This is a genomic window from Streptomyces sp. NBC_01268, from assembly GCF_036240795.1.
Lineage (GTDB): Bacteria > Actinomycetota > Actinomycetes > Streptomycetales > Streptomycetaceae > Streptomyces.
In genome coordinates this window covers 5,220,066-5,244,818 of record NZ_CP108454.1, presented here as the reverse complement: position 1 = coordinate 5,244,818, position 24,753 = coordinate 5,220,066, and the positions used below count along the sequence as shown (strand labels likewise).

At 74.2% G+C, this 24,753-nt stretch carries 21 protein-coding genes and 1 pseudogene; 12 read left to right on the top strand and 10 right to left on the bottom strand.

The genetic code is table 11. The annotated features are described in order from the left end of the window. Window positions 1–190: 190 nt before the first annotated feature. The 5 genes from OG309_RS23710 to OG309_RS23690 all read right to left on the bottom strand — a co-directional run bounded on the left by OG309_RS23710 (window position 191) and on the right by OG309_RS23690 (window position 3,664). Window positions 191–685 (bottom strand): hypothetical protein, encoded by a 495-nt coding sequence (locus OG309_RS23710; protein WP_329423480.1) that lies wholly within the window; start codon window positions 683–685, stop codon window positions 191–193. A gap of 131 nt (window positions 686–816) precedes the next feature. Then, the gene (locus OG309_RS23705) at window positions 817–1,830 is read right to left on the bottom strand and encodes an LPXTG cell wall anchor domain-containing protein (protein WP_329423478.1); all 1,014 of its coding nucleotides are present in this window, start codon (window positions 1,828–1,830) and stop codon (window positions 817–819) included. 285 nt (window positions 1,831–2,115) lie between these two features. Continuing rightward, complete coding sequence (locus OG309_RS23700) at window positions 2,116–2,382, bottom strand: hypothetical protein (RefSeq protein WP_329423476.1); 267 nt, start codon at window positions 2,380–2,382, stop codon at window positions 2,116–2,118. A 254-nt stretch (window positions 2,383–2,636) separates the two neighbouring features. Beyond that, window positions 2,637–3,146 (bottom strand): hypothetical protein, encoded by a 510-nt coding sequence (locus tag OG309_RS23695; protein ID WP_329423474.1) that lies wholly within the window; start codon window positions 3,144–3,146, stop codon window positions 2,637–2,639. Between the two features lie 278 nt (window positions 3,147–3,424). Next, complete coding sequence (locus tag OG309_RS23690; protein WP_329423472.1) at window positions 3,425–3,664, bottom strand: chaplin; 240 nt, start codon at window positions 3,662–3,664, stop codon at window positions 3,425–3,427. A gap of 400 nt (window positions 3,665–4,064) precedes the next feature. On the opposite strand from OG309_RS23690, the gene OG309_RS23685 reads away from it, so the two are divergent. The 9 genes from OG309_RS23685 (at window position 4,065) to OG309_RS23645 (ending at window position 15,391) form a co-directional block, all read left to right on the top strand. After that, window positions 4,065–5,153, top strand: a complete 1,089-nt coding sequence (locus OG309_RS23685; RefSeq protein ID WP_329423470.1) for a DUF3344 domain-containing protein — start codon at window positions 4,065–4,067, stop codon at window positions 5,151–5,153. A gap of 1 nt (window position 5,154) precedes the next feature. Continuing rightward, entirely contained in the window at window positions 5,155–6,261 is a 1,107-nt protein-coding gene (locus OG309_RS23680) for a glycosyltransferase (protein WP_329423469.1), read from the top strand. Continuing rightward, window positions 6,258–7,691 (top strand): sugar transferase, encoded by a 1,434-nt coding sequence (locus OG309_RS23675; protein ID WP_329423467.1) that lies wholly within the window; start codon window positions 6,258–6,260, stop codon window positions 7,689–7,691. The genes OG309_RS23680 and OG309_RS23675 overlap by 4 nt, the downstream gene beginning before the upstream one ends. A 2-nt stretch (window positions 7,692–7,693) precedes the next feature. Beyond that, window positions 7,694–9,025, top strand: a complete 1,332-nt coding sequence (locus tag OG309_RS23670) for an O-antigen ligase family protein (protein ID WP_329423465.1) — start codon at window positions 7,694–7,696, stop codon at window positions 9,023–9,025. A gap of 922 nt (window positions 9,026–9,947) precedes the next feature. Next, entirely contained in the window at window positions 9,948–11,747 is a 1,800-nt protein-coding gene (murJ, locus tag OG309_RS23665; protein WP_329428514.1) for a murein biosynthesis integral membrane protein MurJ, read from the top strand. Beyond that, a complete protein-coding gene (locus OG309_RS23660) occupies window positions 11,662–12,453 on the top strand; it encodes a polysaccharide deacetylase family protein (RefSeq protein WP_329423463.1) in 792 nt (263 codons plus the stop codon). Before murJ ends, OG309_RS23660 begins: the two co-directional genes overlap by 86 nt. Window positions 12,454–12,461: 8 nt before the next feature. Continuing rightward, complete coding sequence (locus tag OG309_RS23655) at window positions 12,462–13,598, top strand: glycosyltransferase (protein ID WP_329428512.1); 1,137 nt, start codon at window positions 12,462–12,464, stop codon at window positions 13,596–13,598. A 12-nt stretch (window positions 13,599–13,610) separates the two neighbouring features. Next, on the top strand, window positions 13,611–14,252 hold the full coding sequence (locus OG309_RS23650) for a lipopolysaccharide biosynthesis protein (RefSeq protein ID WP_329423461.1): 642 nt from the start codon (window positions 13,611–13,613) through the stop codon (window positions 14,250–14,252). Then, the gene (locus tag OG309_RS23645) at window positions 14,249–15,391 is read left to right on the top strand and encodes a GNAT family N-acetyltransferase (RefSeq protein ID WP_329423459.1); all 1,143 of its coding nucleotides are present in this window, start codon (window positions 14,249–14,251) and stop codon (window positions 15,389–15,391) included. Before OG309_RS23650 ends, OG309_RS23645 begins: the two co-directional genes overlap by 4 nt. 612 nt (window positions 15,392–16,003) lie before the next feature. Here the strand turns inward: OG309_RS23645 and OG309_RS23640 are convergent. After that, a pseudogene (locus OG309_RS23640) lies at window positions 16,004–17,125 on the bottom strand (glycoside hydrolase family 26 protein); the annotation flags it as partial. Between the two features lie 162 nt (window positions 17,126–17,287). Here OG309_RS23640 and OG309_RS23635 point away from each other — a divergent pair. Then, a complete protein-coding gene (locus OG309_RS23635; RefSeq protein ID WP_329423455.1) occupies window positions 17,288–18,601 on the top strand; it encodes a carboxylate--amine ligase in 1,314 nt (437 codons plus the stop codon). A 216-nt stretch (window positions 18,602–18,817) separates the two neighbouring features. After that, window positions 18,818–20,074 (top strand): FAD-dependent oxidoreductase, encoded by a 1,257-nt coding sequence (locus OG309_RS23630; protein WP_329423453.1) that lies wholly within the window; start codon window positions 18,818–18,820, stop codon window positions 20,072–20,074. 71 nt (window positions 20,075–20,145) lie between these two features. Here the strand turns inward: OG309_RS23630 and OG309_RS23625 are convergent, their stop codons facing one another. Next, the gene (locus OG309_RS23625) at window positions 20,146–20,379 is read right to left on the bottom strand and encodes a chaplin (RefSeq protein ID WP_329423452.1); all 234 of its coding nucleotides are present in this window, start codon (window positions 20,377–20,379) and stop codon (window positions 20,146–20,148) included. Window positions 20,380–20,519: 140 nt separating this feature from the next. After that, window positions 20,520–20,723: a hypothetical protein gene (locus OG309_RS23620; protein ID WP_329423450.1), complete on the bottom strand. Its 204-nt coding sequence runs from the start codon at window positions 20,721–20,723 to the stop codon at window positions 20,520–20,522. 118 nt (window positions 20,724–20,841) lie between these two features. Between OG309_RS23620 and OG309_RS23615 the strand changes: the two genes are divergently transcribed. Then, window positions 20,842–21,858 carry an LCP family protein gene (locus tag OG309_RS23615; RefSeq protein WP_329423448.1) on the top strand — a complete coding sequence of 339 codons (1,017 nt, stop codon included), beginning with the start codon at window positions 20,842–20,844 and terminating at the stop codon, window positions 21,856–21,858. 28 nt (window positions 21,859–21,886) lie between these two features. Here the strand turns inward: OG309_RS23615 and OG309_RS23610 are convergent, their stop codons facing one another. After that, complete coding sequence (locus OG309_RS23610) at window positions 21,887–23,914, bottom strand: thioredoxin domain-containing protein (protein WP_329423446.1); 2,028 nt, start codon at window positions 23,912–23,914, stop codon at window positions 21,887–21,889. Window positions 23,915–24,069: 155 nt separating this feature from the next. Beyond that, window positions 24,070–24,465, bottom strand: a complete 396-nt coding sequence (locus OG309_RS23605; protein ID WP_329423445.1) for a rodlin — start codon at window positions 24,463–24,465, stop codon at window positions 24,070–24,072. Between the last annotated feature and the right edge of the window lie 288 nt (window positions 24,466–24,753).

The following is a 24,753-nucleotide window of genomic DNA, read 5'->3' as shown; positions in this document are numbered from 1 at the left end:
CAGGGGAGGAGATGGCCCGCAGATCGCCCGTCCGCCCGCCGTCGGATACGACGGGGCGGACCGGGACCTGCGGGCCGCGGCCATGCGACAAGCCTTCATCTGCAACGAGCAGAGATCCCTCGGGTGGCGGGAAGAATCGTGTCTTCACCCGCCGGATCAAAGGTCGTACAAACGAACGCCGCCCGGCCGGCTACGGCGCCAGGCCCAGCTGCGGGTCCAGCGCGCCGTTCAGCGCGGGGGTGAGGACGCCCACCTCGGGCGCCGTGAGTCCCGGGAGCAGCCCGCCGGCCTGCGGGGTGCGGACCGCGTTGCCCACGGTGGCACCGGGGGTGACGGCCTTCATCTCCGCGCGGGGGCTGGTGAGCTCGGCCGTGCCCGGCTCGCTGTCCCTGAGGAGCTCGGGCAGTGGCGCGGCGATGTCGGTCCTCGACAGGGTGCTGTCGAGCGGAATGCGGGGCAGGGTGAGGTCCGGCAGGCTGCCGGCGCCCTCGTGGAAGCCGGTGGGCGCACCCGGCACCGGCGTGGGGACGCCGGTGGCGAGGGTGGGGGCGTCCATCGGGATCACCGGCTCGAGGCCCTGGAGCGGGACCACCACGGGGGCGTCGGCGACGGCGGGGGTCGCCAGGGCCGCGGACGCGAGGGCGGTGGCCAGGAGACCCAGGCCGACGTGAGATCGCAGATTCATGTCCTGCAAACGAGTTCCGGGCGGGGAACGTGACGCAATTCCCCTGAGTGCAGCAACGCCGGGGGTCCTCACCGGTGAGTGGTGAGGACCCGGGTTGACGTGGCGTCAGTACGGCTTGCCGTGCGGCCGGTTCAGTGGCGGCCGCGGACCAGCCGACCGCCGCGCAGGTACATCACGCCGCCGCCGACGAGGAGGGCGGCACTGATCGCGGCGGCCCCCATGAGGGCGGCGGAGTCGCTGCCGGTGTCGGGGAGGTGGGGGTGCTCGCTGGGGTGACCGGGCGGCGTGGTGCCGCCACAGTCCGACTCCTCCTCGCCGTACTCACAACCGGGCCCTCCCGGGTGGGTGGGCGGCTGCGTGCCGGGACCGCAGTCCGGCCCCTCCTCGCCGTACTCACAACCGGGCCCGCCGGGGTGGGTGGGCGGCTGGGTGGTGGGCGGGTGGGTCGTGGGCGGCTGCGTGGTGGGCGGGTGGGTCGTCGGCGGGTGCGTCGTCGGCGGCTGCGTGGTGGGCGGGTGCGTCGTCGGCGGGTGGGTCGTCGGCGGCTGCGTGGTGGGCGGGTGCGTCGTCGGCGGGTGGGTCGTCGGCGGCTGCGTGGTGGGCGGCTGCGTGGTGGGCGGGTGCGTCGTCGGCGGGTGCGTGGTGGGCGGGTGCGTCGTCGGCGGGTGCGTCGTCGGCGGCTGGGTCGTCGGCGGCTGCGTCGTCGGCGGCTGCGTCGTCGGCGGCTGCGTGGTCGGGGGGTGCGTCGTGGGGCCGCAGTCCGGGCCCTCCTCGCCGTACTCGCAGCCGGGTTCGCCCGGGTGGGTGGGCGGCTGCGTGGTCGGCGGATGCGTCGTGTGCTCGCCGCCGGGCGGGGTCGTGTGGCCGCCCGGCGGGGCGGGGTGGTGACCGGGCGGGTGCCCCTCCTCCCCGTGGCCGCCCGGCTCGTCGTCCCCGTAACCCCCGGGATCGTCGGCGGCGGAGTGGACCGCCTTGGCGCACAGCTCACTGACGGCGGCCCCCATGGCCCCGAGGTGCGCGTGGTCGCCGCAGACGTCCGCCGCGGCGGGCCCGCGGACCTGGCTCCCCGCGCCGGGGCCGGGCGCGTCCCCCGCGGCGAGGGCGAAGCCGCCGGTGAGCGAGAGAATGCCGGTGGCCGCAGCCATGGTGAGCATTTTCCTGGTGTTGATGGGTCGCATACCGCTCTTCCTCTGGGAAAGGGAGAGACCGGCGAGGATCCCCCCTCGCTCCGACCGGCCCGCGTTCCCCACCGTCCGTCTGCGTGGGGATGGCGAGAGCGTATGGAGCGGGGGCCGTGCATGACCGATCCCACGCGACACATGATCCGAAAATCATTCAATCGGACCCATGAACGGGGCAGACGAAAGCCCCGGCGGGGAAGGTCCGCCAGGGCCCGTCACCACATGGTGGTCTGACTGCCAGTCAGTCGGTCAGCCGCCGAGCGGAAGGCCGCCGAGCAGGCCGGTCGCACCCTTGCCCGCCTGGTTCAGCTGACCCGCGGTCTCGGTCACCTTCTGGACGGGCGAGCCGTCCGTGGTGCTGCTGAGCGCGTCCGACTTCAGGCCGGAGCTGGTCAGCGATCCGAGGCCACCGTCCAGGCTGGAGGGCACCATCGACTCCGCGGCCATCGCGGGCGCGGCGACACCCAGGGCCATCACAGAACCGGCGATGACCGCGGCAACCTTGGTGGGCTTCATGAATGAGGATCCTTCCTTCTGGCGTACACGTGTCGGCGCAAGCAACTCACTTGCCGCACAGGCTTCTTGAGCGATTCCCGTACGTCGTTCTGCCTTCTGTAACGAGACGTGCGCTTCCCGGAAACTCCGGGCGGAGGGATTTCTCGACACTGCACCCGAATGATGCGGGCCGGTGCTATTGACCGATCGCATGACGTACGAGCGGCCGTGCCCGCCCGGGAGTACCGGACGGGCACGGCGCGTGGCGCGAGCGGTCAGCGGACCGGCAGCGGCGGCTTCACCGGCAGGGCGCCGATGCCGGCGGGCGGCACGACGGGGAGCGACCCGGTGCCGACCGGGAGCGAGTCGGCGTCGGCCGGCGGCGGGACCGGGAGCGAGTCGGCGTCGGCCGGCGGGTCCTCCGGCGCGTCGACGGGCAGGTCCGGCGGTGCGAGGCCCGGCAGGGCGGGCAGTCCGGCCGGGGCCGTGGCGGGCGGGCCGCTGCCGAGGACGGTGGCCACGGCGAGGTCGACCAGGGAGCCCAGCGTCGAGGTGACCTGCGGGACGGCGCCGACGGCGCCACCCGAGGCGACCGCCGCGAGCAGGCCCGCGACCGCCTTCCGCACGTTCGCGAGCGCGCCGGAGACGGGATCGGCGGGGAGGGAGGCGGGGGCGGCCGGGCGGGCGGGACGGACTTCGTCGGCGCAGGCGGGTCCCGCCGTACCGAGGGTGATCGCGGCGGATATCGCCAGGGCGGTGAGACGGCGTGATGCCAGGAGACGCATACGTGTTCCTTTTCCTTATGCGTCGGACAACTTCCCCGCCACCGTGCCTGCGGGTATAGCCGTACGCAACCGGAGAACTACTGAGCGCCACGTCTCCGTTCGAGTGAATCCCGTTCCCGACCTGCCCCTCTCAGGGGCGTACGCCGTTGCACCGGACGGCGCACAGGCGTGCGCCCAAACGAGTCACCACCCAGTGAGCAGACGGCGAAAGGCCGGCGCGCCACCCCTGGCGGGGACGGCGCGCCGGCCTCGGAAGGACCACGATCCGGCGTGCGAGATCAGGCGTTGATGCAGGTGTTGCCGAAGGTCGGGTTCAGCGCGCCGATCACGTTGACGGTGTTCCCGCAGACGTTGACCGGGACGTGGACCGGGACCTGGACGACGTTGCCGGACAGCACGCCCGGGGAGCCCACGGCCGCGGCCTCGGCACCGGCGTCGGCGGCGGCGACACCGGCGGTGCCGGCGACGGCGGCGGCGGCACCGAGGGACAGGACGACGGCCTTCGCGATACGGGACATGAAGAGGATCTCCTCGATCGATGGGGAGCGACGGAATCTGCTGCGACTGCGAGGTCGGCGCGGACGGTTCAGCCCGGCTCCTTCAACAACGGCCCGGCCATTCATCGGTTGCTCTCCCGAACGGGTGACGTTCAACCGATCTTTGGGCCATAGGAGGGTCATTCGAGTGACCGAACCTGGAAAGGGGCAACACGCTCAACGAGGAACCGGCCCCGAGGGTACGGAAGTTAGCGTTTGCGAGCATCTAATGCTTACTATCGCCCGCCGTGGGGGTTATAACGTTCCCGAACGTTGCTTCCGGTCCCGTCACGCGTTCTTGGATTTTGCGCGGACGACACCTTCCTCTCTCCCGGTCTACACGGGTCTTCCCTTCCTTCTCTCATCAAAGCGGAGAACCTGTATGCGGAATTCAGCGGTTCATGCCGTACGCCGGGGCGCGCTCTGCGCCGTGTCGTGCGCGGCCCTCTCCGCCGCGCTCCCGGCCGCATCCGCCGTCGCGCCCAAGCCGACGGAAGCCACCCGACTCGCCTTCGCCCCGCGGTACCAGGCCGTCCAGCACGGCGGCATCGTCCGGGCCGCCAACGCCTCGGCCAAGGGCAAGCGGGGCACCGAGTCGGCCAACGACGGCGCCACGATGGGGTACGTGGACGTCGACGACGACGCCAACACCTACAACTCCAGCAGGGCCGAGCTGCGGATCCCCGCCGGGGCCCGGGTCAGCTGGGCCCGCCTGTACTGGGGCGGCAACCTGCGCGTCGGCGAGCAGAAGCCGCCCAAGGACAACGGGCGGGTGCTGATCGCCGAGCCCGGCGGCCGGTACAAGGCACTGCTCGCCGACACCACCATCGGTCACCGCACCGCCGACGGCGCCGACGCCTTCCAGGCCTCCGCCGACGTCACCAAGCTCGTCCGGTCGGCCCACTCGGGAATGTGGACCGTCGCCCAGGTCAACGTGGCGATGGGCCGTTCGGCCGTCGGCGGATGGGGTGGCTGGACCCTGGTCGCCGCCTACGAGAAGGCGGCCGAGCCACTGCGCCGTCTGGCCGTCTGGGACGGCTTCGAAACGGTCGGCCCGAAGAACCCCGAGCTGGGAATCCCGCTCCCGCTCGGCAAGGACCGCATTCCCCAGGGGGCGGGCGGCCTGCTCGGACTGGTCGCCTATGACGGTGACCGCGGGACTTCCGGGGATTACCTCGCGGTGGAATCCGAACGGGCTAAGACCGTCAAGCGGAGCGTGCTCTCCGATTCCGCGAATTCCGCGGACGACGTGATGAACTCCAGCATCACGGAATCGGGAAAAAGTCGGATGGGACGACTGCCCGCTCATCAGAACACCCTGGGGTACGACTCCGACGTCTTCGATCTGCGGGGGGCGCTGCGCCATGGGGCCGATCGTTTCCACATCCGCGTCGGCAGCCGGACGGACACCGTCTGGCTCGGCGCGCTCTTCCTCCAGGCGGACGTCCGGCGGGCGGGCGCCCGGGGCTGACGTGCTGCACGCGGTCCAGCCGGGTGACGGCGGGGTCGCCCGGGTCGTCACCGACCTGGTCCGCGCGCAGCTGGCGGACGGGCTGCGGGTCGCCGTGGCCTGTCCGCCCGACACCGGACTCGCCGCGGCCGTACGGGCCGAGGGCGCCGACACGTACGCGTGGCGGGCGGGCCGGGACCCCGGCCCCGGGATCGTCCGGGAGACCCGGGAGCTCGGCCGGCTCGTCCGCACCGTGCGCCCCGCGCTCGTCCACGCGCACAGCGCCAAGGCCGGCCTGTGCGCCCGGCTCGCGGTGCGCGGACGGGTTCCGACGGTGTACCAGCCGCACGCCTGGTCCTTCGAGGCGGTCGAGGGGACGACCGCGACGCTCGCCCGGCGCTGGGAGCGCTGGGCCGCCCGCTGGACGGCCCGGATCGTCTGCGTCAGCGAGGCCGAGCGCCGCACCGGCGAGGCGGCCGGGGTGCGGGCGCCCTGGTCGGTGATCCACAACGGGGTGGACGCGGGGCGCTTCGCGCCCGCCGACGAGGAGCCCGGCGGCGACGCTGCCGGGCCGCTCGTCGTGTGCGTGGGCCGGCTCTGCCGGCAGAAGGGCCAGGACGTGCTGCTCGCCGCCTGGCCCGAGGTGCTCGCCGCCGTGCCGGACGCCCGGCTCGTCCTGGTCGGCGAAGGACCCGACGGGGAACGGCTGCGGGCCGCCGCCGGGCCCTCGGTGCGCTTCACCGGCGCGGTGACCGACACCGCGCCCTGGTACCGGGCCGCCGACCTCGTCGTGCTGCCCTCCCGCTGGGAGGGCATGGCGCTCGCTCCCCTGGAGGCGATGGCGAGCGGACGGCCCGTGGTGGTCGGCGACGTGGACGGCGCGCGCGAGAGCCTGCCGCCCGGACATGAGGAGCTGTGCCTGGTCCCGCCCGGGGACCCGGCCGCCCTCGCCGCCGCGCTCGGCCGCCTGCTGGGCGAGCCCGGGCTGCGGCGCTCGCTGGGCCGGGAGGCCCGCGAGCACGTACTCAGCAGATTCGATGTGCGGCGCACCGGCGCGGCCGTCGCGGAGCTCTACCGCGAACTGGCCGGAGTGCGGTGCACGGAGCACAGAGAGCCGATTGCGCAGTGACTACCGAAAGCACCAGCGTCCCTCCTTCGCCGGGCCCGTGGCCCACGGCGGCTCCCTTCGCGGGCCTCGCCTCCCTGGCGTCGCCGCGCGGCGCCTCCGACCGGCTCGCGCTCGCGCCGCGGCGCCCGGTCCGGGCGCGGCCCACCACCGCGCCGCTGCTGGCGGCCGACGCCGTCGCCGTCCTGCTCGCGGTCTGCGTGCTCTCCGCGGCGCACCGGCGCTGGGAGGTCTCGCTGCTGGTCGGCGGCCTCGTCGTGCTCCTCGACGGCCGGGCCGGCCTGTACCGGCCGGGTGCCGTGCTCGCCGGGGCCCTGGACGACCTGCCCGCGCTGGCCTCCCGCGCCGGTGTCGCCTGGTGCGTGACGGCCGCCGCGGTCGCCGCGTACGCCCCCGGGCTCGCGATCGGCCCGCTGCGGCTCTGCGGCGCGTACGGGACGCACGTCGCGGCCGTGGTCACGGTGCGCGGTCTCGTGCACGCGCGGCGGCGGCGGACGGCCCGGGCGCATCCGCGGTCGGCGCTCGTCGTCGGGGCGCCGGGCGCGGCGCGCCGGTTCGCCGCGGCGCTCGGGCAGCACCCGGAGTACGGCATCCGGCCGGTGGGCCTGGTCGCCGGGCGGGCGGACGGCGAGCGGGGCCTCCCGGTGCTCACCACGACCGAGGAGATCCACCGGGCGGTCATCCAGAACACCGTCCGCGACGCCGTCTTCCTCACCGAGGACCACGGGCTCGTGACGCTCTTCCAGCACTACGGCTGCACCACCTGGCGGGTCGGCGGCGAGCCGCGGCCGGGGGCGATGGGCGACCACCTGTGGGGGTACGGCAGCCACCGTCTGGTGCCGGTCTCCGAGCGCCGCGGCCTGACCGGGAAGCGGGCCCTGGACGTGGCGCTCGCCGCCCCGGCCCTCGCCGTCGCGCTGCCGGTGCTGCTGGTGTGCGCGCTCGCGGTGCGGCTCGCGGACGGGCCCGGGGTGCTGTTCCGGCAGGAGCGGGTGGGCCAGAACGGGCGCCTGTTCACGCTGCTCAAGTTCCGTACGCTGCGCCCGTCCGACGAGACGGAGTCGGCGACCCGGTGGAGCGTCGCCGACGACCACCGGATGAGCGCCGCCGGGCACTTCCTGCGCAAGACCTCGCTGGACGAGCTGCCGCAGCTGTGGAACGTGCTGCGCGGCGACATGAGCCTGGTCGGGCCGCGGCCCGAACGGCCTTACTTCGTGGCCCAGTTCAGCCGGGTCCACGCGGGCTACGCGGCCCGGCACCGGATGCCGGTGGGGCTCACCGGCCTCGCCCAGGTGCACGGCCTGCGCGGCGACACCTCGATCGAGGACCGCTGCCGCTTCGACAACCACTACATCGACCACTGGTCGCTCTGGCAGGACGTGTGCATCCTGCTGCGCACGGCGGCCGGACTCGTGCGACCGACGGGGAGCTGACCATGGCGACGGCCGTTTCGCTGCCGGAGACCGGGCGGACCTCCCCGGCCGGCTCCGGGGCACGGGACTGGGTGCGCAGGGCCGGGACGCTGTCCCCGGTGCTCGCCGTGATCGCCCTGCTGCTGGTGCCGGGCGGCGGGGGCGGCGCGCAGGGCGGAACGGGCGGTACGGGCACGGTCGCCGACGCGGCCTCGGGACTGCTCGTCCTCATCTGCCTGGTCCGGGTGGTGCGTTCCGGGGCCCGGCCGCTGAGCCGGGCGGCGGCCGTCGTCCTCGGGCTGCCCGTGCTCGGCATCTGCCTGGCCGCGATCACCTCCAACGACCCGGGCGCCAGCCTGCCGGGCGTCGCCCGCTACGTGCAGATCTTCGTGCTCGTCCCGGCGGCCGTGCTCCTCATGATCCGCGACCGGCGGGACTTCGCCGTGGTGGCGTGGGCGCTGGTCGGTCTGGGCCTGTTGCAGGGCGCGGTGGGCGTCGTGCAGTTCCTGACCGGCACCGGCGCCTCGTACCAGGGCGAGGACATCCGCGCGGTCGGCACCTTCGGGGCGACCGACGTGATGGGCATGGCGACGGTCGTCGCGTACGCCCTCGTCATCGCGACCGGCCTCGCGCTGGGCGGCCCGGCCGGCCGGGCCCGCACCGCGGCGCTGGTCTGCGCCGGACTGCTCTTCCTGCCCCTCGTCCTCTCCTTCAGCCGGGGCGCGTGGATCGCGACCGTGCTGACCTGCGCGCTGCAGCTGGTCCTGTCCGGCCTGCGGCGGGCCGGACGGGTCGCGCTCGCGGCGGGTGCGCTGGGCGTGGTCCTGGTGGGCGGGCTCGGCATCGGCTCGGAGATGGTGAAGGAGCGGGTCACCAGCATCACCCAGGTCGCCGCGGCGCCCGACCAGTCGGTGACCGACCGGTACACGATGTGGGCGGCGGCGGGCCGGATGTGGCGCAGCGAGCCGCTGACGGGGGTGGGTCTGAAGGGCTTCCCCGCCTACCGCGACTCGAACGCCTCGCTCGCGCTGTCCTCCGGCAGCGACACGGCCGGCGCGGGCGCCGTCTTCCAGCGGCAGCCGCTGCTGTCCCCGCACAACATGTACCTGCTGGTCCTGAGCGAGCAGGGCCTGATCGGTCTGCTCGCCCTCGCGGGCAGCTGGGCGGCGCTCCTGGTCGCGGCCCTGCGGCGGCGCCGGCGGGGCGCGGACTGCGCGCTGGTCGCGGTCGGCGTGCTGACCTGGCAGCTCATCGACTTCTTCTACGCGGACATCGGCGGCCCCTCCACGGTCCTGATGTCGGTCGTCCTCGGCCTGGCCGCGTGGTGGTCGCTGGCGGAGGTGCGCCGTGCGTGACCCGTGGTCCGATCCCCCGGACCCGACGGACACCGCCCCGGTCCCGCCCGCCCCCTTCACGGGCGCGCGGGACCCCGGCGCGCCCGCGGGCGGCGACCCGTCGACCGGGCTCGCGCCCCGCGGCGGCACGGTCCCGGCCGGCCCCACCGGAGGTCGGGCCGCGCCCGGCCCGACGGCCGGCCCCGCGGACCCCTGGACGGACGGCCCGGCGGGCGACCCGCTGTGCGGGCTGCCCCCGGGCGGTGTGACCGGACCCGCGGGGGGTCCGGTCACACCGCCCGGGGGGACGGCCGGATTCGCGGGCGGCCCGCCGGCGGGGCGGGGCGGGCCCGGTGCGCTCGCTGCGCCCGGTGCGCTCGGCGGCGACCTCACGGCCGGTCCGGCTGCGACGCCCGGCGGCTTCGGCGGCCGCCTCACGGCCGCTCCCCCGGCACCCGGTGGCTCCCGTGCCCGGTACACGGACGGTCCGACGGCGGCGCCCGGCGGCCTCGGCGCCGGGTTCACGGACAGTCCGACCCTCGCGCTCGGAGTCCTCGGTCGCGGCCTCACGGCCGGCCCGTCCGCGACGCCCGGCGGCTTCGGCGGCGCCCTCCCCGGAGCTCCGACCGCGCACGGCGGCAGCGGCGGCGGGCTCTCGGATCCCTGGGCGGCCGGTGCTTCGGTCGACGACACCCTGGACCTGCTCTGCGGACTTCCGCAGGACGGCCCCGCCGGGGCCGAGGCGCGGCGGCACGCGACCGGGGCACGCGCCCACGGAGCGCGGGCCCTGGCCGGGACGCCGGCGGCGCGGGCCGCCACGGTGGCCGGGCGGGCGGGCCGGGCGGGCGGCCCCGGGCACCGGGCTCCGTCCGGTGCCCGGGGCGTGCGCCGAGCCGGGCGCGAGACGGCTCCGGTCCCGGAGCACGACGGGCGGACCGCGCTCCTGGGCGGCCGCCCGCTGGCCGGCGGCGCCCGCCCCCTCGAACCCGCCGCCCGCCCGGTCCCTCCCGCGGGCGGCCCGCAGGGCTGGACGCCCCGGGCGGCACCCGCCGCCCGCCCGGAGACGGGCACCGCCCGCCACGCCCGCCGCAGGACCTCGACCCCCTCGACGCCCTCCGGCCGCTTCCTGCTCCGGGCGGCCTTCGTGACGGCGGCGCTCACGGCCGTCGGGGCGGTGCTCGGACTCGTACGGGACCAGATCCTGGCGCGGTACTTCGGAGCGGGCGCCGAGACCGACGCGTTCCTCGTGGCGTGGACGGTGCCGGAGTTCGCGTCGACGCTGCTCATCGAGGACGCGATGGCGCTGATCCTGGTGCCCGCCTTCTCGCGCGCCCTGGCCCGCCGCTCGGGCAGCCTGTTCGGGGACCCGGTCCGGGCCCTCGTACGGGCCACGCTGCCCCGGCTCGTGCTGGCCGTCGCCGCGGTCTCCGCGCTGCTCGTCGCGACCGCCCCGCTGCTGGTGTCCGCGCTGGCGCCGGGGCTCCCGGACCCGCGGCTCGCCGTCGACTGCACCCGTCTGACGGCGACCTGCGTGCTGTCGTTCGCGCTCGCCGGGTACTGCTCGGCCGCCCTGCGCGCGCACGGCTCCTTCCTGCCGCCGGCCGCGATCTACGTGGCGTACAACGTCGGCATCATCGGCACGATCCTGGTCCTGCGCGAGCCGTTCGGTGTCCGGGCCGCCGCCGCGGGGGTCGCCGTCGGCGGCGCCCTGATGGTGCTGGTGCAGGCGCCCTCGCTGGTGCGGGAGCTGCGCACCCGGCCGGTGCCGAAGGAGGAGCCGGTGCCGGTGCCGGCCGGCGACGGGCGGCTGCTCGTGCTCGGGATGATCGCGCCGGTCATCGTCTTCGCGCTCACCCGCCAGTCGCAGATCCTCATCGAGCGCTTCCTCGCCTCGCCGCTCCCGGCCGGGGCCATCTCGCATCTGAACTACGCGCAGAAGGTCGCGCAGATGCCGATGATCCTCTCCCTGATGCTGTGCACGGTCAGCTTCCCCGTCATCGCCCGCGCCCTCGCGGCCGGTGACGCGGAGGCGGCCCGCCGCCGGGTCGAGCGGGACCTGCTGCTCGCCGCGGTCGTCGTCCTGATCGGCGCGTCGACGGTCGTCGCCGCCGCGCCGCAGATCGTCCAGCTGCTGTTCCAGCGCGGCGCGTTCGACGCCTCCGACACGGCCGCGACCGCCACCGTCATGCGGGTGTACTCGCTCGGCCTGCTCGGCCAGACCATGGTCGGCGCCCTGGTCCGCTGCTACTTCTCCGCCGTCCGCCCGCTCTGGTACCCGGCGGCCGCCATGGCCACCGGGCTCGCGGCGACCGGGCTCGCCGGAACGGTCGGCGCCCATCTGTGGGGCGCCGCCGGCATCGCCGGCGCCAACGCGCTCGGCATCACCGTGACCGCCGTGATGCTGCTGCTCGGCGCGCACCGCCAGTCCGTGCCGATCGACGTGCGCCGCCTCGGCGAGGGCCTGCTGCGGCTCACCACCGCGGGCGCCTGGGCCACCGGTGCCGGCTGGCTGTGCTCCGTCGCGATCGGCCCGCCGGCGGTCGCCGTCACCGTCGCCGCGCTCGTGGTCGTCGGCGTGTTCGTGCTGTTCATCGCGTGCGCCGCCAAGGCGCCCGAGATTCCGCCCCTCCCCCGATCCGCCTGCCGAAGGACCCCCCATGCCCGCCGACGTGCTGCGTCGACTGCTGCCGGAGCCACCCCTGTGGGTGGCGATGTACCACTCGATCGCGGACAGCCCCGATGATCCGTACCGGGTGACCGTCTCGCCCGTGCGCTTCGCCCGGCAGCTGCACTGGCTGGGCGACCGGGGGCTGCGCGGGGTGTCCGTGCGGGAGCTGCTCGCGGCGGCGGCCGAGGGCCGGGCCCGCGGGCTCGTCGGGCTGACCTTCGACGACGGCTACGCCGACTTCCTCGAATCGGCCGTGCCGCTGCTGCGCCGGCACGGCTTCACCGCGACCGTGTACGTGCTGCCCGGCCGCCTCGGCGGCGACAACTCCTGGGACGCGGTGGGCCCGCGCAAGGCGCTGCTCGACGAGGACGGCATCCGGCGGGCGGCCGCCGCCGGCATGGAGATCGGCTCGCACGGTCTGCGCCACGTCGACCTGGTGGCACTGGCGGACGGCGACGACGCGGGCCTGGTCGCCGAGACCCGGCACAGCCGCGAGCTCATCGAGGACATCACCGGCGAACCGGTGGGCGGCTTCTGCTACCCGTACGGGAGGGTCGACGCCCGGGTCGTGCGCGCCGTCCGCAAGGCCGGCTACAGCCACGCCTGCGCGATCGACCCCGGCCCGCTGAGCAGCACGTTCGCCCTGCCGCGGGTGCACGTCGGCGAGGCCGACACCTCCTGGCGGCTGACCGCCAAGCGGGTCCTGCACCCGCTGCGCCGCACGCGGCCCGCCGACGTGCTCCCCGCGCACGGCGGTCCGGCCAGGGCCGTCCTGTCATGAGCGCGGAGCTGAAGGTGCTGCATGTGATCACCGGGCTCGGCATCGGCGGTGCCGAGCAGCAGCTGCGGCTGCTGCTGCGCCATCTGCCGGTGCGGGGGCGGGTGGTGACGCTGACCAACCCGGGGGCGGTCGCCGAGGGCATCGAGGCGGACGGCACCCCGGTCACCCACCTCGGCATGACCGGCAACCGGGACCTGGGCGCGCTGCCCCGGCTGACCCGGCTGATCCGGCAGGGCGGCTACGACCTCGTCCACACCCATCTGTACCGCGCCTGCGTGTACGGCCGGGCGGCCGCGCGGCTCGCCGGGGTCCGCTCCGTCATCGCGACCGAGCACTCCCTGGGCGAGGCCCAGATCGAGGGCCGCCCGCTGTCGGCCGGGACACGGGCGCTGTACCTGGCGTCCGAGCGGCTCGGCACCTCCACGGTCGCCGTCTCGCCGAGCGTCGCCCGCCGCCTGGCCCGGTGGGGCGTGGCCCCGTCCCGGATCCGGGTGGTGCCGAACGGCATCGAGACCGGCCGCTTCGCCCACGACCCGCGGGCGCGGGCCATGACCAGGGCGGCGCTCGGCCTGCCCGCCGACGCGTTCGTGGTCGGCGGGGTGGGGCGGCTGGCGCCCGGGAAGCGGTTCGACCGGCTGGTGCGGGCGGTGGCCTCGGTGCCGCGGGCGAGGCTGCTGCTCGTCGGCGAGGGCGAGCGCCGGGCGGAGCTGCTGCGGGTGGCCGGGGAGTGCGGGGCCGCCGACCGGGTGCTGCTGGCGGGGGCGTTCGCGGACCCGCCGACCGGTCCGGCGGGCGGGCGGCCCGATCTGCCGTCGCTGCTCGCCGCGATGGACGTCTTCGTGTCCACCTCCCCCGACGAGACCTTCGGGCTCGCGGTCGTCGAGGCGCTGGCGGCGGGGCTGCCGGTGCTGTACGTGGCCTGTCCCGCGATCGACGACCTGCCGGCGGGCGCCGCGCCCGGCGCCCGCCGGATCGGCGAGTCCGTGCCCGAGCTGATCGGCGCCCTGCGCGAGCTGCGGGACGCCCCGGCCGGACGGCTGCCGCAGCCGGAGGCCGCCCGCCACTACGACATCGCGCACAGCGCCCGGCAGTTGCTGTCCCTCTACGACCAGGCCGTCCACGGCACCCCTCTTCCCGTGAAGTGAGAGCTGAGCACCATGACCACGACCCCGCCACGTTCCTCCCTCCTCACCCCCGCCCGCTGGATGGTGCTGCCGGCCGCCGCGCTCGCCGGCGCGGTCCTCGGCGGCGGCTACGGCGCCCTGAAGGCACCGCAGTACGCGGCGACCAGCTACGTCATCGTCGTCCCGTCGGAGAAGTCCGACCCGGCCTCGGCGCTCGGCTTCGCCCAGGCGTACGGGCGGGTCGCCACCGACATCGCGGTGACCGGCGACGCCCAGGTGTGGGCGGGCGTCTCCGCGGAGACGCTGCGTTCCGGCGTACAGGCCGCGACCTCGCCGGACGCGCCGATGATCTCGATCACGGCCCGCTCGGCGAAGCCCGCGCAGGCCGTGTCGATGGCCGACGGGGTGGCCCGCGCGCTGGTCCTCGACAGCTCGCACGTCGCCTCGAACACGGGCGTGAAGGTCGTCCAGTTCTCCCGGGCGACGAAGCCGGTCACGCCGGTGTCCCCGTCGGCGCCGCTGTCGGCGCTGGTCGGCGCCTGTGCGGGCGGGCTGCTCGGCGGCCTGGTCCTGCTGGTCCGGCCCAAGCGGGCCGCGCGGGCCGAGGCCCGCCACTCCCGGCAGGGCGCCTCCGTGCCGGGGCCGGCCGTGGCGGCGCAGCCGGAGGCGGTGTGAGCGGCAGATCCCTGCACGCGGAGACCTGCCGGGACGGCGCGCAGTTCGGCCGGCTCGGCCCGGAGTGGGCGGCGTTGTACGCCCGGTGCGCGACGGCGACGCCGTTCCAGTCGCACGCGTGGCTGCACTCCTGGTGGCTGTCGTACGGCCGGCCGGGCGCGCTGCGGGTGGTCCTGGTCCGGCGGGCGGACGGCACCCTGGTCGCGGCGGCTCCGCTGATGCGGGCCCCGGGACCGCTGCCGGTCCTCACCCAGCTCGGCGGCACGATCACCGACTTCACCGACGTGCTCCTCGACGACGGCTGCCCGGACGCGGTGCCCGCGCTCGCCGAGGCCCTGGCCGGCGCGGCGCGCGGCACGCTGATCGACCTGCGCGAGGTACGGCCGGGGGCGGCCGCCGAGCGGGTCTTCGAGGCGTGGCGCGGCCCCCGGCGACGGCTCGCGGACTCCCTCTGCCTGGAGCTGCCGGCCGTACCGATGGAGGCCCTGCTCGAACGCATCCCGTCGGGCAAGGCCCAGCGGGTGCGGGCGAAGCTGCGCAAGCTGGACGCGCTCGGCATCGACGAGCACATCGTGCCCGCGCCCGAGGTCCCGGCCGCCCTGGAGCGCCTGCTGTCGCTGCACCAACTCCAGTGGCAGGGGCGTGGGGTGACCGCCGAGCACACGAGCGAGCGGTTCGCCCAGCACCTGACGCGGGCGGTGCGGCCGATGGTCGAGTGCGGCGACGCGATGGTCACCGAGTTCCGGCTCGCCGGGGACGTGGTGGCGGCCGACCTCACCCTCATGTCGCGGCGGCTCGCGGGCGGCTACCTGTACGGCGCCGACCCCGCACTGCGCGCCCGCAAGGTCGACGTGGCGACGATGCTGCTGCGGCACGGGGCCCGCGAGACCAGCGCGAGCGGGCGGGCGACGCTGAGCATGCTGCGCGGCACCGAACCGTACAAGCACCACTGGCGCCCCGAGACGGTCCCCAACCAGCGCCTCCTGCTGGGCGTCCGGAGCTCGGCGCCGCTGCTGTGGCTGCGCGCGGGCGCGGCGGCGGGGCGGCGCTGGGCGGCCCGGCAGGCCCGGGAGCGGGAGTGGCTGGGGCGCGCGCTGGGCCGGCTGCCCGGCCGGACGCCGAACGGCGGCGGAGGATGAGCTCCTCCGCCGCCGCGCGGCCCCCTCACCGGCCGGTCAGAAGGGCCAGACCCCCTTCAGGGCGCCCTTCCAGTCGACACCGAGGCCGTTCGTCCAGCTGGTCGAGTCCTTCACGGAGTCCTTCACCGTGTCCTTCCAGGAGTCCTTGGGAACACAGACCGGCCCGCCGATCCAACTCTCGACCCATGAACCGAGGTTCACGGTCCAGCAGTCGGGCTTGGGGTCAGGCTTCGGCTCGGGCTTGGGGTCGGGCTTCGGCTCGGGCTTCGGGTCCGGCTTGGGATCCGGCTTGGGATCCGGCTTGGGATCCGGCTTGGGATCCGGCTTCGGATCGGGCTTGGGGTCCGGCTTGGGGTCAGGCTTCGGCTCGGGCTTCGGGTCCGGCTTCGGCTCGGGCTTCGGGTCCGGCTTCGGGTCCGGCTTCGGGTCCGGCTTCGGGTCCGGCTTCGGGTCCGGCTTCGGGTCCGGCTTCGGGTCCGGCTTCGGGTCCGGCTTGGGCACCGGGATCGTCGGGTCCGTGGGCTCCACCGGGTCCGTCGGGTCCGTCGGGTCCGTGGGATCCGTGGGATGCGTCGGATCCGTGGGATGCGTCGGGTCCACCGGGTCCGTCGGATCCGTGGGATGCGTCGGATCCGTGGGTTCCGTCGGGTCGACCGGATCCGTCGGCTCCGTCGGCTCGGTCGGGTCCGTCGGGTCCGTCGGGTCCGTCGGGTCCGTGGGCTGCGTCGGGTCGACCCCGTAGAGCATCTGACGGAACACCAGCGACGACTTCGGATTGTCGTCGCACTGCCAGACACCGTGCGGGCAGTAATCGGTGATCGTGTGATACAGCGGCTTGTGCTGCTTCATCCATTCGAGCATGCGCCGCATGTACTCGGGGTTGTCTCCGTTCCGGAACAGGCCCCATTCCGGATAGGAGATCCGCTTTCCGTGCTCGGCCGCGAAATCGACCTGCGCCTGAAGCCCGTAGGGCTCGCTCACGTGCTGGTCGAAACTCGAACCGGCCGGCTGGTCGTACGAGTCCATGCCGATGACGTCGACCGTGTCGTCACCCGGGTAGCACTCCGTCCACGGAACCGCGTCCTTGCCCCGGCTCGGGTTGAAGTCGAAGCGGAAGGTCTGTCCGGGTACGGAGCGCATCGCGGTGACGATGCGGTTCCAGTACTTCTTCCAGGAGGTCGGGTCCGGCCCGCACCGGCTGGTGTACGTCGTGCCGTTCATCTCCCAGCCGAGGACGACGACCGTGTCCGGTACCCCCAGGTCGACCAGCCGTTCGGCGAGCTTGCGGAAGTGGTGGTCGTAGTAGCCCGCGGCGCCCAACTGCAGCTGACGGCGGACCTCGTAGTCGGAGACGCCGGCCTCGTTGCGCTCCAGCATCGGCACGTTCAGGACGAACAGGCGGTCGGTGCGCTGGTTGCGCCAGTCCGCCCAGGCGTCGAGGAAGCCGGGCGGGCCCTCGATGTTCGACCAGACGTCGCCGGGCAGGTAGGTGTGGCCGACCCGGAGCTCGTGGCCGCCGAGCCACCGCTCCAGCTGGGCGATCCGGGCCACCCCGAGCGGGCCGGATTCCAGGAAGGCCCCCATCGCCCCGGACAGAGTCGGTTGGGGGTCCCGGGTCGTTACGGATTCGGCGGCGCGAGCGGGAGACGACAGCACGACAGAACCTGATGCGAGGAGGCCGGCGGTGAACACCCCCAGCCATGTTCTCGAAGTCCGTCTCTTTCGGTCTGCCATGGCAGCTCCCTCTTCATCGCTCGCGCCACTTGACGGTCCGTCAATCTGATACTCCGAAAGTATTCCTAATGAGCCGACCGAGAACTCGGCTTGGATCTGATCAATAGTCCATTAGAGGATTCTTCATCCCCCAGTTGGGGCATTCGAGACTAAGGACATGCCGTGCCGAGTTTTGACAGCCGCGTCCCCGCGGTCCTTGTGCGGCTCGACCCGAACCCCTTCCACCACGGCACGCTCGGCGCCGCGCGGTCCCTCGGACGGGCGGGCGTCCCGGTCCACGCGGTGGTCGAGTCGCTGTCCAGTCCGGTCGTCCGCTCCCGCTACCTCCACGGCGCCCACCTCCGCCCCGCCGAGCCGTCCCCGGCCGAACTCACCCGACTGCTGCTGCGCATCGCGGACCGGCTGCCCGGCTCCCCGGCGCACCCCGCGGTCCTGGTGCCCCTCGACGACATCACGGCCCTGTCCCTCGCCGAGTGCCGCCCCGAGCTCGCCGAGCGCTATCTGCTGCCCGACCAGTCGCCGGAGCAGCTCACCAGGGTCGCCGACAAGGCCCAGCTCGCCGAGACCTGCCGGGCCCTGTCGCTCCCCCACCCCCGTACCGAACTCCCCACCAGCACCGACGAGGCCGCCGCCATGGCCTGGTCGCTGGGACTCCCGGTGATCGCCAAATGGAGCCGCCCCTGGCTGCTGCCGCCCGGCGGCGGGCTGCGCAGCACGTCGATCGTGAGCTCACTGGCCGAGGTCCGTGAGCTGTACGCGCGCACCCCGCAGGCCGGCAGCAGGCTGCTGCTCCAGGAGCTGCTGCCGCCCGGCCGGGACCTCGACTGGTTCTTCCACGGGTACGTGGACTCCCGCGGCGGCTGCGCGACCGGGTCCACCGGCCGCAAGGAGCGCTCCTGGCCGGACGGCGCCGGGCTCACCGCGGTCGGCCGCTGGAGCGTGAACCCGGCCGTCGACACGATGGCGCGCGAACTGCTCGCCGCGCTCGGCTACCGGGGCGTGTGCGACCTGGACTTCCGGCTCGACCGGGCGACCGGCGCCTACCACCTGCTGGACTTCAACCCGCGGCCCGGCGCCCAGTTCCGGCTCTTCGCCGACCGGGACGGGCTCGACGTGATCCGCGCGATGCACCTCGACCTCACCGGCCGCACGGTCCCGGCGCACGCCCCCGCGTACGGGCGCCGTTTCGTCGTGGAGAACTACGCGGCCCTGTCCTGCCTGGCCTCGCCGCGCCCCCGGTACGCGGCCGAGCCCGGCGCCTCGCGGCCGCTCGGGGAGCGGTTCGAGACGGCCTGGTTCGCCGTCGACGACCTCGCCCCGGCCTTCGCGATGCTGCGCGCCTGGTGCTCCCACGTCCTCCGCAAGGGCCTGCTGAGGCTCCGTCGGGCGCTGCGGAGCGGGCGCCCCCGGCGGCCGGCCGGCGTGGCCTCGCCGCCGTCGGCCCGCAGCCGCCCCGGCCAGATGACCAAGCACTGACGGGTGGAGGCCGGACCGGCCCCCACCGCACTGCACCGGCCTCCACCGCACTCCACCGCACTCCACCGGACTGCACCGCACTGCACCGACCGCCCCCGACCACCCGACACACACCTGACCCACGAGACACACCCGGCACATCCCCGGCACCCCCCGACACACCCCCGACACACCCCCGGCGTCCTCACGCCCGGAACGACGAAGGCGGAACACACGATGTACGACCTGGTGATTGTGGGCGCGGGACCCTACGGTCTCTCCGTGGCCGCCCACGCGGCGGCGCACGGGCTGAAGCTGCGCGTCTTCGGCCGCCCCATGGAGTCCTGGCACGCCATGCCCTCCGCGATGTTCCTCAAGTCCGAGCCGTGGGCCTCCCATCTCTCCGACCCGCGGGGCTCGTACGGGCTCGACGCCTACGCGGCCACCCAGGGCATCCGCGCCGAGCACGGGGTGCCGCTGCCGGTCGGGTTCTTCGCCGCGTACGGCGACTGGTTCGCCCGCCAGGCGGTGCCCGCGCTGGACGAGCGCCTGATCTCCCGCGTCGCGCCCGGCCCCGGCGGCGAGGGCTTCGAGGTGACGGCGGAGGACGGCGAGGCCTTCCGCACCCGCACGGTGGCGCTCGCCGTCGGCGTGCTCCCCTTCATGGAGGTGCCGGGGCCGCTGCGCGGACTGCCCCGCCGGTACGTCACCCACTCCAGCCACCACGGCGAGCTGGACGGTTTCGCGGGCCGGGACGTCACGGTGATCGGCGCCGGGCAGGCCGCCCTGGAGACCGCCGCGATCCTCACCGAACAGGGCGCCGCCGTGCGCATCCTGGCCCGTTCGGACCGGCTGAACTGGAACACGCTGCCGCCGGCGCTCGACCGGGGCACCTGGCAGTCGCTGCGCGCACCGCACACGGGGCTCGGCTGTGGCTGGCAGAACCGGCTGTACGCGGACACCCCGGGGATCTTCCGGCGGCTGCCCGCCGCCACCCGTGAGCGGATCTTCGACTCGGCGCTCGGCCCGGCCGGTGCCTGGTGGCTGCGCGAGCGGTTCGGCGCGGTCGGGGACGTACGGCTGGGCCGGCGGGTCACGGCGGCGACGGTGACCGGTGACGAGCGGCTGCGGCTCGACGTGGAGGGGCGGGACGGGACCTCCGTGGTGGAGACGGACCACGTCGTCGCGGCGACCGGCTTCGTGCCCAGCCTGGACCGGGCGGACGTGCTCGCTCCCGAGCTGCGGGCCGGGCTGCGCCGGGTCGGGCCCGGCGGGGCGCCCGAGGTGGGGGCGCTGTTCGAGTCGTCCCGACCGGGCCTCTTCCTCGCCGGACTGCTCACGGCGCCCTCGTACGGACCGTCGATGCGCTTCGTGTTCGGCGCGGGCTACACGGCCGGCCGGCTCGTGAGGGGCGTGCGGCAGCGGCTGCGGGCCGGCGGGGGCCGGGTGGGGCGGCCGCGTTCGGGCGCGGAGCCGGTGGCCGCCGCCCGCTGACACGACGGAGGCCGGCCCCGGGGAGCGTGGTGGACGCTCCCCGGGGCCGGCCCGTGGCCGTGACGCGGACGTCAGGCGTTGATGCAGGTGTTGAACGCGGTCGGGTTCAGGAAGCCGATGATGTTCACGCTGTTGCCGCAGACGTTGATCGGGATGTGGATCGGAGCCTGGACCACGTTGCCCGAGAGGACGCCCGGCGAACCGACGGCGATGCCCTCGGCCTCGGCGTCGGCCATCGCGGGGGTGGCGGCACCCAGGGCCATGATCAGACCGGCGACGACGGCGGCAGCCTTCTTACACTTCATTTCGTCTGGATCCTTTCCTACGGCGAAGACCGTTCTCCGCTGCACACTCCCCAACGAACCTGCCCCGGAAAGGAAACCGGCTTATCGTCGGACTTCCCTAATTCACTCATTCGCTTACCCCGAATGCGCCGAATCGCCGCTCAACGCGGCCAGATCGGCGTACGGACGAGCCGTTCCCATTCGCGGTCCGGGACTCCCGGCACGGCCCGCCCGGCCTGCATCCACTGCCTGGCCAGCGAAGAGTAGAGCGGGAAGGGTTCCCGGTCGACCGGCGGGGGGTCGGCCACATATCGGCTCTTCGGAATGAAGGCCATCCGCTCCCATTTTCCGGGTTCGGGCGTCATATTCGCTCCTTCCGGTGTGGTCCCGGCATCATGACACAGCCTCCGCAGGAGAGTGATTCGACCGGTCCACGCCGCGTCGCGTACCTGTGTGCGAATGCGTCCGATTTAACGTTTCTCCATGAAATTCCCCCGCCCAGGACGCCTGCTGTTCCTGTCCACGGCCCTGGTCGCGCTCGGTTCCGGCTCACTCGCGCTGGCCCCGTCCGACCTGCCGTCGCCGAAGGGAGGCCTCAACATCCTCGTCGTCGGGATCGACTCGCGTGAGCGCGTCACTCCCGAGGAGCGGATCAAGTACCACATCGGCAACCACGACTGCCGGTGCAGCGACGTGATGATGCTCGTCCACGTCTCCGCCAAGAACGATCGGGTCAGCGTGGTGAGCCTGCCGCGCGACTCGCTCACCGAGTTCCCCGAGCACCGCGACCGGGAGACCGGCGAGATGCACCCCCCGCACCCGGCGAAGCTCAACAGCGCCTGGAAGGAGGGCGGGGCGTCCTTCGCCATCGAGATGGTCGAGGCGATGACCAAGACCCCGGTCCACCGCTATCTGGAGGTCGACTTCCGGCGGTTCATGGACTCGGTGAACGTCATCGAGGGCGTGCCGATCTGCACCAAGAAGCGACTCAAGGACCCGTCCACCGGGATCGACCTCAGGCCGGGCACCCGCAAGGTCCACGGCGGTGAGGCGCTCCAGTACGTCCGCTCGCGGAAGGCCGACGGCCAGGCGGACTTCGGACGGATCAAGAAGCAGCACCGGTTCGTGGTCAACACGCTCCGGGAGGTCCGCGCCCATCTGTACCGGGACCAGGACTGGATGCGCTGGTTCGCCGAGACCCTGCGCGGCAGGGCGAAGGCGGAGCGGGCGATCAGCGCGCCGGAGCTGCTGGCGCTGGCGGGCCGGCTGCGGAAGCTCACGCCGGAGCGGACGGAGTTCGCCACCGTGCCCATCGAGAAGATCAATCCGCTCATCCCGGGTGTCGGCGCGACGATCTCGTGGGACGTGCCGTACGCCGACGACGTCTTCGCGAAGATGCGCGCCGACAAGCCGCTGCCGAAGCCGCGGCCCACCCCGCAGAGCCAGACCCCGCTGGGCGAGTACAAGCCCGCGGGAGGCAAGTCCCTGCTCTGCGACTGACCCCGTCCGACCCGCTGGGCGGCGACGCTCAGCGGGTCAGCGCGCGGGCCAGCTCGGCCGGGTCCGTCGTCGGCGCCTCGCAGGCGAAGTGCCGGCAGACGTACGCGGCGGCGCCCCCGGCCACCAGCGGACGGTCCTTCAGCAGCGGGAACTCCGTGCTGTCGGGCGGGCCGAAGGCGAGGACCGCGCCGGGAGTGGTGGCGTCGAGGGCGGTCCGGCACAGGGCGCGGAAGGCGTCGTCGTCACGGGCGCCGACCACGGCGATCTCCCGCGGCCCGTCGCGCAGGGCCTCGGCGACCGCCAGACCCCAGCCGATGAAGCGGGGCGCGCGCGGTCCGAGCGCCTTGACCACGCCGAGGGCCGCCTCGGCGGCGGCCCGGTGGGGCTCGGAGCCGGTGTGCGCCGCGTAGGAGAGCAGCGCTCCGGCGGCGGCGGTCCAGCCGGACGGGGTCGCGCTGTCGGTGGGGTCCTGCGGACGCCGGATCAGCGGCTCGGCGTCGTGCGCCGTGTCGTACAGCGCGCCGCCCTCGGCGGTGAACTGGTCCAGGACGATGTCGAGCAGGAAGCCGGCGAACTCCAGCCAGACGCCCTCGCCGGTGACGGAGGCGAGCGCGAGGAAGCCCTCGGCGACGTCGGCGTAGTCCTCCAGGACCCCGGCGTTGGCCCCGGCGTGCCCGTCCTTGGAGGTACGGGTCAGGCGGGCGGCGTCGTCGAGGTGGAGGCGGACCAGCAGGTCGGCGGCCTCGGTGGCGCGCTCGACCAGGTCGGGGCGGTCGAGCAGGGCGCCGGTCTCGGCGAGGGCGGCGATGGCGAGGCCGTTCCAGGCGGCGACGATCTTGTCGTCGCGACCGGGGCGGGCCCGCTCCTCACGGGCGGCGAGCAGCCGCTCCCGGATCGAGGCGACCCTCTCGCCGTCGGCGACCCCGGCGTCCTGCGGGAGCTGGAGGACGGAGGAGCCGTGCTCGAAGGTGCCCTCCTCGGTGACGCCGTAGTACCGGGCGGCGTACGCGGCGTCGTCCTCGCCGAGGGCGGCGGCGAGCTGCGCCGGGGTCCACGCGTAGAAGGCGCCTTCGACGTGCCGGCCCGTACCGTCGTCCGAATCGGCGTCGAGCGCGGAGGCGAAGCCGCCCTCGGGGGTGCGCAGTTCGCGGACGATGAAGTCGGCGGTCTCCAGGGCGACCCGGCGGGCGAGCTCGCTGCCGGTGGCCCTCCACAGGTGGGTGTAGACCCGGCAGAGCAGGGCGTTGTCGTACAGCATCTTCTCGAAGTGCGGCACCACCCAGTCCCGGTCGACGGCGTAGCGGGCGAAGCCGCCGCCGAGCTGGTCGTAGATGCCGCCGCGGGCCATCGCCTCGCAGGTGTCGACGGCCATCTGGAGGGCGCCCTCGGCCCCGGTACGGGCGTGGTGGCGCAGCAGGAACTCCAGCACCATCGACGGCGGGAACTTGGGCGCGCCGCCGAAGCCGCCGGACTTCGCGTCGTAGTCGCGGGTGAGGCCGAGCAGCGCCTGGGCGAGTTCGGGCTCGCCGGGGACGCCGTCGCCGCCGTGGGCGAGGGAGCGGCCCGCGAGGTCCTTCACGATCCGGGCGGCGACCTCGGCGACCTCGCCGCGGCGGTCGGTCCAGGCCTGCGCGACACCGTCGAGGACCTCGGGGAAGGACGGCATGCCGTGTCGGGGCTCGGGCGGGAAGTAGGTGCCGAAGTAGAAGGGCTCGGCGTCCGGGGTGAGGAACACGGTCATCGGCCAGCCGCCCTGGCCGGTGGCCGCCTGGACCGCTTCCATGTAGACGGCGTCGACGTCGGGGCGCTCCTCGCGGTCCACCTTCACGGCGACGAAGCGCTCGTTGACCAGCGCGGCCGTCTCCGCGTCCTCGAAGGACTCGTGGGCCATCACGTGGCACCAGTGGCAGGAGCTGTAGCCGACGCTGAGGAGCACCGGCACGTCGCGGCGCCGGGCCTCCTCGAAGGCCTCCGCCGACCAGGGCCACCAGTCGACCGGGTTGTCGGCGTGCTGGAGGAGGTACGGGGAGGTCTCATGGGCCAGTCTGTTCGGCATGTCCCCATCCTTGCGCATCGGAGGCCCATACGAAGGAGCCCGCCCGCGCGCCACGAGTGGGCGGAACGCGAACGGGGCACCGATACTGCAAAGCGAGCCCCGTTCCTCGCAGGTCGAATGCGAGGAACGGGGCCGCTTCACACGAGAGGCAGGCGTCAGCCGCCGACGTTCCCGTTCTGGGAGAGGACCTCGCCCAGGATGTGCGACAGAGCGTCGTCGCCCTTCTGCTGCACGGAGTTCTGGGTGCAGGTCTGGTTCGAGATCGGGTTGCCCAGGACGTCCTGGACCGCGATCGGAACACCGATGAGGGCGCCGATCGGGACCTGCGCCTCGACCTTCTGCACGTCGAAGCAGTGCAGGACGCCGCCGTTGATGAGGCCGAAGTTCGGGCTCATGTAGCCACCGGTGGAGTTGCTGCCGATGGACTGCTTCGACTGGTTGCCGATGATGTTGGCGCTGCCGCCGTCGTTGCCGGCAGCCATGGCCGTCGACGCACCCATGCCCACGACGGAGGCGGCAACCGCAGCGGTGGCAAGAACCTTCTTGATCACGAGATCTTCCTTCTTGAGCTCGATGGCCCGGAACTGCTCCGTTGACCGAAGCGACCTGATCAACTGCCTCGGGAGGGATTGGTTCCGGGGCGTCACCCGGACGCGGTATTCAGCACATGAACGCCATCGGACGCGAGGTCGACGGGCAGCCGTTCGGATGATCCGGGTCCGGCCCCGACTCCCTTGCAATCACGGGGGTTTCGCACCGCTCCCTCGCGTCGGCGGGCGTCCCGCAGGACACTTGTCCTCGGACTGTTCGGGCCGGATGCCTCCGGCTGGCGAAGGGGG

Coding starts and splice junctions, on each gene's coding strand:
- OG309_RS23710 (WP_329423480.1), bottom strand. CDS start 685: ATGAATCTGCGATCTCACGTCGGCCTGGGTCTCCTGGCCACCGCCCTC.
- OG309_RS23705 (WP_329423478.1), bottom strand. CDS start 1,830: ATGGCTGCGGCCACCGGCATTCTCTCGCTCACCGGCGGCTTCGCCCTC.
- OG309_RS23700 (WP_329423476.1), bottom strand. CDS start 2,382: ATGAAGCCCACCAAGGTTGCCGCGGTCATCGCCGGTTCTGTGATGGCC.
- OG309_RS23695 (WP_329423474.1), bottom strand. CDS start 3,146: ATGCGTCTCCTGGCATCACGCCGTCTCACCGCCCTGGCGATATCCGCC.
- OG309_RS23690 (WP_329423472.1), bottom strand. CDS start 3,664: ATGTCCCGTATCGCGAAGGCCGTCGTCCTGTCCCTCGGTGCCGCCGCC.
- OG309_RS23685 (WP_329423470.1), top strand. CDS start 4,065: ATGCGGAATTCAGCGGTTCATGCCGTACGCCGGGGCGCGCTCTGCGCC.
- OG309_RS23670 (WP_329423465.1), top strand. CDS start 7,694: ATGGCGACGGCCGTTTCGCTGCCGGAGACCGGGCGGACCTCCCCGGCC.
- OG309_RS23660 (WP_329423463.1), top strand. CDS start 11,662: ATGCCCGCCGACGTGCTGCGTCGACTGCTGCCGGAGCCACCCCTGTGG.
- OG309_RS23650 (WP_329423461.1), top strand. CDS start 13,611: ATGACCACGACCCCGCCACGTTCCTCCCTCCTCACCCCCGCCCGCTGG.
- OG309_RS23630 (WP_329423453.1), top strand. CDS start 18,818: ATGTACGACCTGGTGATTGTGGGCGCGGGACCCTACGGTCTCTCCGTG.
- OG309_RS23625 (WP_329423452.1), bottom strand. CDS start 20,379: ATGAAGTGTAAGAAGGCTGCCGCCGTCGTCGCCGGTCTGATCATGGCC.
- OG309_RS23620 (WP_329423450.1), bottom strand. CDS start 20,723: ATGACGCCCGAACCCGGAAAATGGGAGCGGATGGCCTTCATTCCGAAG.
- OG309_RS23615 (WP_329423448.1), top strand. CDS start 20,842: ATGAAATTCCCCCGCCCAGGACGCCTGCTGTTCCTGTCCACGGCCCTG.
- OG309_RS23610 (WP_329423446.1), bottom strand. CDS start 23,914: ATGCCGAACAGACTGGCCCATGAGACCTCCCCGTACCTCCTCCAGCAC.